The sequence below is a fragment of the Mucilaginibacter sp. genome, from assembly GCF_041663085.1.
Taxonomy (GTDB): domain Bacteria; phylum Bacteroidota; class Bacteroidia; order Sphingobacteriales; family Sphingobacteriaceae; genus Mucilaginibacter.
Map to the genome: position 1 here is coordinate 1 of NZ_JBAZRC010000204.1, position 5908 is coordinate 5908.

Consider the following 5908-nt stretch of genomic DNA (forward strand, 5'->3'; position numbering starts at 1 on the left):
AAACGGATCTTTTTTGTTAAAAAAGTGCTCGTGTTAACTTCGCGCGGTAGTACTTCTGAATAAGCGGGGAGTAATAATACGTCGTCATAGGTTAATCCTTCGGCGACAAATTTGGATGGGTCTAACTGCATAGCAAATAATTATTTGGAGTTATTATTTGCCGGGCAAAGCTAACAAAATTTATGGGATTTGAGAAGGAGAAGTAAGAATCAAGACGCAAGAGTCAAGAATTTTACATTTCGGAGAAATATCAGGACAAAAAACGATAGTTAAAATAGTAAGAGTCAAGAACCTCTTGATTCTTGACTCTTACATCTTGTTTCTTATTTTAATCAATACTTCCCTACAATCACTTTATAAAAGTTATCAAAGTCGAAATATTTATTAGCTAAAACTTTCAATTCTTCGGCAGTGATATTTTTTACAGTTTGGGTGTAGCGTTCGTAATAATCGTAATCCAGGCCGGCGAAGTACAGGTTCTTGAATTTATCCGCATGCGACATTACATTCTCCAGGCTGCCTAAAAGTGAGCCCAGCATATAAGTACGTACCAGCGATAATTCTTCATCAGGGATCAAATCTGTTTTTAACAGGGTTACCTCTTTCTCTATTTCGCTTACTGCGGCTTTGCAAACATCTGCGCCAACTTCCGACGCGATAAAGAACGAGCCGGTTTGTTTAAACGACTGCATACCCGAACCTATACCGTAAGTATATCCTTTATCCTCGCGGATGTTAGTCATCAGCCTTGAACCAAAATAGCCGCCCAATACGGTATTTAAAACCTGCATCCCGGGAAAATCAGGATGCGTACGGTTTATAAAAGGGGTCCCTATGCGGATGGCTGATTGCAGCGCGTCGGCTTTTTCAATATATACAAAGCGTTCCGCAGACGGTTGCAGATCGGGTTGTGTGGTATCGGCAGTTGTGGTTACCTCGCCCCAGGCGCCTTCAAATGTAGCGGTAACAGCTTCCAGTATCTGCGGATCGGCTTTGCCGGCTATGATGATATTACAATTGCCCGGCTGATACATTTGTTTAAAATTTACCAGCAGGTCTTCCCTCTTCAGCGATTGAAAATCTTCGGGCTGCGCGGCGAGGCCGTAAATGGTTTCGCCATACAAAGCCTTGTTAAATTCGCGGCGTGCTACAAAATCATTTTTCTGCAGGCTTACCTGCAATTTTTGCTGTTGGTTGCGTACATAAGTTTCCAGTTCTTTTTGGGGGAAGATGGAATCCGTCAGGATATCTTTTACAACCGGCAAGGTAGCTTGCAAATGCTTGGTAAGCGTAAAAAGGGTTACCTGCGAGTAGTCGTAACTATAATCAACCTGCAAAAAAGCACCGTAAAAATCAATCTTATCAGCTATTTGCGCAGCGGTTAGTTTGCTGGTACCATCGGTAAGCATAGTATTGACCGCCACATTAAGCAGCGGTTTTTTGGGCTCAAAACGCGAGTTTTGAAAGATCCATTCTATCCGTACCAGATCCTGGCTACCCGAATTGAAGGTAAAGATCTTACAGCCATTTTTTAGTGTGCTGCTTTCCGGGTGGATCAGGTTTATATTTTCTACCCCGTTAAATTGTGGGGGTGTATGTCTGTCAAGTTTAGTCATTTGTCATTGAGTCATTAAGTCATTGCCTTGTTGGATCATCTCCTGCATTTGGCTCGGACAATTCTGCTAATTCTCTATTTCTGTTAATTCGGATTCAGATGCCTCCACTTTCTGCGCTAAATAAACAAGCGTTGATGAGTTCTCTTTTCTGAAGATTAGATTGGCATGGTCGTTTATCTGCTGCGCAGTAACCGCCAAAAATTTTTCCGATTCCTGGTTAAAATCTGCGGCATCCCCCATTAACTCATAAAAGGCCAGGTTCATGGCTTTATCTAAAAGCGACATTTCTGAGAACACCAGGGTCGATTCTGTTTTGTTCTTCACTTTGGTCAGTTCATCGGCGGGTACGTCTTCTGTTTTTAGCTTTTCAACCTCTTGCCAAAGTGCCTGTTCGGCTTGCTCAATACTTACGCCTTCCAACGGTTTTCCTTCAAGCACAAACATACCCTTATCAAGGCTGCCTGTTATGTAGGCGTGTACCTCGCTAAACAATGGCTTATCTTTAACCAGGCTGCGGTACAGACGCGATGAATTACCACGCGAAAGGATATCCGACATCAGTTCGACAGCATAGTAGCTCTCATCCAAACGGCCCTCCATCTGGAAAGCGATATAAACATCATTCAACGGCACTTTAGCGGTAACCGTTTCACGGCGTTCCTTTTTCTGGGCAGGTTCCTGCGGCAGGTTCCGTACGTACTTATCACCGGCAGGTATCGGGCCAAACCATTTTTCAGCCATGGCCCTTACATCTTCGGTCTTTACATCACCGCCCACAACCATAATGGCATTTTGCGGGTTGTAATGCTTTTTAAAGAATGCTTTTACATCCTCTATTTTAGCATCCTCTATATGCTTAATGGTTTTACCGATGGTTGCCCAACGATACGGGTGTTTTTTGTAAACCATTGGCCTAAGCTTTAACCAAACATCGCCATAAGGCTGGTTCAGGTAACGCTGTTTAAACTCCTCTATTACCACGTTTCGCTGCACCTCAAGGCTTTTCTCGCTAAAGGCGAGGCTCAGCATGCGGTCGCTCTCCAGCCAAAAGGCGGTCTCCAAATTGGCCGATGGGAGGGTGATGTAATAGTTGGTGATATCATTGCTGGTAAAGGCGTTGTTTTCGCCGCCTACACGCTGCAAAGGGCCATCATAGTTGGGGATGTTTATAGAGCCGCCAAACATCAGGTGCTCAAATAAATGCGCGAAGCCGGTTTGCTCGGGGTTCTCATCACGCGCGCCAACATCATACAAGATGTTCAGCACGGCCATCGGGGTTGTATTATCTTCATGAACAATAACCCTCAGGCCATTATCCAGTGTAAATCTATTGAATTTAACCATGTAATAACGATTAATTAACGTAGGCAAATGTATAATTTTTGTTATCCCGTGGTGTAGAAATGGAGTAAACTTTTTTAACGCTCCGTATATATGACGTTTAATACGACCTAATTGTTACGCTTAAACGTACTCCTGTCAGCTATTTACTTCTATTCCTGATAGTATAATTTCCATAATATGCTTACTATAAAAGCAGGTAGATAAAAGTTTTATAATTTTATATGCCAATGCTTACTAACGATCAACTTATAAAAGAATTAACCGTTGACCCTACCAAGGGTTTTATAGAGCGACTATCGGTAACGTTAAGGGAGCAGCATTTTAATATCGATCAGCTGATCGACCTCACTTTTCATGCTGATGCGCAGGTAGGTTTCCGTGCAGCATGGCTGTTAGACACCACCATACTGGCCTCGCCCGAACAATATGTTAACAACCTGGAATATTTTGTAAAACGAATGGGCCAGGTTACCAATGCCAGCTGTAAACGGCATTATACCCGCATTATGATGCACCTGACTGCGCCAGATGCCCCCGAGCCAATCAAGGCAAAAATGTCTTCTATAGATATGGAAATTGTGGTAGAACAATGCTTCGACTGGATTATAGACCCAAAAGTAAAAGTAGCTGTTAAGGTATTTGCTGCAGATACCTTGTTTAATTTATGCAGTCGATACGATTGGATAAAAGAAGAACTGGCCAGCCAGGTACAATTTATGATGCGCGATGGCGGCGCGGCCATTCAATCAAGAGGGAAGAAATTGCTTGCAGCAATTAAAATTCAAAAGTAAAAAGTCAAATTCAAAAGCTTATAAGTGATTAGCTCTGTTTTAACTTTTTACTTTTGAATTTTGAATTATTCCGTAGGTCTGTCGCTGCCGTGCAGGTTATCGCTTACCTGGTGGTGGTGCAATTTGGCCGATATTGCTGATGAACTATCATCCGCATAAGTACCGTAAGCGTTTATCAGGATCCCTTTCAGGTTATACTTTGGTGAATTGATGGCATATACTATCGACATATCCGACGGGTTACTTTGCCCCTCGAAACGGTAGAACTCGTCTATCTCAAAATCATCGGCAGTCATATGTATATCCTTTGACTTATCGTCTATAGTATCGCCCTCTAGGCTCAAATTTGCGGTATATCCTCTTTTTGTAAGGTCGTTAGTGGCATCCACTAATGTTTCAAAATTTTTCATGGTAGTAACGTTTATTTTGGTGTGATAACGATTGTACATGAATAACCACAAAGCCTAACCGTTGTTTTGATAATAACCGCATATCATAAAATTATAAAGCCTTCAACGTATTATCTTTAAGTTAATACAAGCAGCCAAATAATAAATGTATAACCCTTTATTTCCCTATTATTAATCTTTATAAAATATTTTAAAAACTATTGGTAAATATTTAAAAACTCCGCCACTTGTTAATAAATAGCAGAAAGGAGGTTTGATTCTATTAAAAGAAAATATAAGATACCAGGCATTAAGCTGTAAGCCAAGCCCTTCAGGGCATACACAGTAAAAGCACATCTGAATATTTTAATAATTTATTAATCATTAAACCATGAGAAAACTTTCATCTATCCTTTTAGCAGCACTACTGTTTACTGCCTGTCAAAAAGAAAAAGCAACAGTAACCCCTCCTGCTACATCTGCCAAACCCGCCGGCGAAGTTGCTGTTACTCCCGAATCAAAACTTAAAACCAACGCCACCATTAACTGGAGCGGCTACACCTGGAACGTAAAAGCCCCCACAGGCACAGCAGGCCCCGGCCCCAATTACTGGAACCCAGCCAATGTTTGGGTTGATGCAAACGGCTGGCTGCATTTAAAGATCTCTAAAAACCCATCAAATAATCACTGGGAATGCGCGGAGATCTCAAGCACGCAAAATTTTGGCTATGGCACCTACCAATGGCAAATTGACGGGCCTATCGCCACGTTCGATAAAAATATTGTGCTTGGCCTGTTTGATTACTCGGGCAATGATGGCCGCGACGAAATTGATATTGAGTTTGCAAGATGGGGCAACTCGGCATGGCCAAATTTAAATTATACCATATTCCCCAAAGCCGGCGACCCGCCAACCCCTGCAAGTTACTCTACCGAGTTTACCTCGCCGGGCGGCACTTATACCACCCACAGGTTTAAACGCACATCAACCAGCGTGGTATTTAAAAGCCTTTACGGCTTTTATAACGACGACACTAACCTGTTCCTGACCAAAACATTTAACAGCCCGGGTACTTCTATCAGTACTTTAAGTATGCCGGTATTGCTAAATCTTTGGTGCTTTAACGGCCTTGCTCCATCAAACGGGCAGGGTGTTGAGGTGGTGATACATAACTTTAAGTTTACAGCTTTATAAATCCTCCTCTATAAAAAAGGCAAGCCGCATTACATGGCTTGCCTTTTTATGAAAAATTATTGCAAATAATAATGTTTTATACAGTTCAGCCTGTCGTCCAGCTCATAAACCCATGGCGTTGCGGTGGGGATATCAAGTTTGGCTACATCTTCGTCACTCAGGTTCTCTATATATTGTATAAGCGCGCGAAGGCTGTTGCCGTGGGCACAAATAATAACCTTCTTATTCTCGCGTATAGCCGGCACAATGCTTTCGTGCCAAAAAGGCAATGCCCTGTCCATGGTTTCGCTCAGGTTTTCGGTAAGGGGTAGTTCGCGGTAAGTCAAATCATTATACCGCAGGTAATTGCCCGGGAAGCGGTCGTCCTGCTCAGTAATAGCAGGCGGGTGTTCATGCGGGTCGCGGCGCCACTTATGCACCTGCTCTTCGCCATATTTCTCAATAGTTTCGGCTTTGTTAAGGCCTTGCAAGGCCCCGTAAAAACGTTCGTTTAACCGCCATGATTTATGCACCGGGATCCATAACGCATCCATCTGTTCCAGCACAAAATGCATGGTTTTTATACTTCTTTTT

The 5908-nt window shown here is 42.6% G+C and carries 7 protein-coding genes; 2 read left to right on the forward strand and 5 right to left on the reverse strand.

Features of this window, described 5'->3' with window-relative positions; translation table 11 throughout:
• From WC615_RS22110 to WC615_RS22120, 3 genes are all read right to left on the reverse strand, one after another.
• The coding region (locus WC615_RS22110; protein ID WP_372980221.1) for an IMP dehydrogenase at positions 1-131 on the reverse strand (131 nt) is incomplete at its 3' end.
• A 201-nt stretch (positions 132-332) separates the two neighbouring features.
• Positions 333-1616 (reverse strand): M16 family metallopeptidase, encoded by a 1284-nt coding sequence (locus WC615_RS22115; protein ID WP_372980216.1) that lies wholly within the window; start codon positions 1614-1616, stop codon positions 333-335.
• Positions 1617-1682: 66 nt separating this feature from the next.
• Positions 1683-2960: a M16 family metallopeptidase gene (locus WC615_RS22120; RefSeq protein ID WP_372980217.1), complete on the reverse strand. Its 1278-nt coding sequence runs from the start codon at positions 2958-2960 to the stop codon at positions 1683-1685.
• A gap of 227 nt (positions 2961-3187) precedes the next feature.
• On the opposite strand from WC615_RS22120, the gene WC615_RS22125 reads away from it, so the two are divergent.
• Positions 3188-3751, forward strand: coding sequence for a hypothetical protein (locus tag WC615_RS22125; protein ID WP_372980218.1), 564 nt, complete (start codon positions 3188-3190; stop codon positions 3749-3751).
• 65 nt (positions 3752-3816) lie between these two features.
• Here the strand turns inward: WC615_RS22125 and WC615_RS22130 are convergent, their stop codons facing one another.
• A complete protein-coding gene (locus WC615_RS22130; protein WP_191177148.1) occupies positions 3817-4161 on the reverse strand; it encodes a phosphoribosylpyrophosphate synthetase in 345 nt (114 codons plus the stop codon).
• 370 nt (positions 4162-4531) lie between these two features.
• On the opposite strand from WC615_RS22130, the gene WC615_RS22135 reads away from it, so the two are divergent.
• Positions 4532-5335: a glycoside hydrolase family 16 protein gene (locus tag WC615_RS22135; RefSeq protein WP_372980219.1), complete on the forward strand. Its 804-nt coding sequence runs from the start codon at positions 4532-4534 to the stop codon at positions 5333-5335.
• A gap of 56 nt (positions 5336-5391) precedes the next feature.
• On the opposite strand, the gene WC615_RS22140 is transcribed toward WC615_RS22135, so the two are convergent.
• Positions 5392-5908: 2,3-diphosphoglycerate-dependent phosphoglycerate mutase (locus WC615_RS22140; RefSeq protein WP_372980220.1), on the reverse strand; the 517-nt coding region annotated here is incomplete at its 5' end.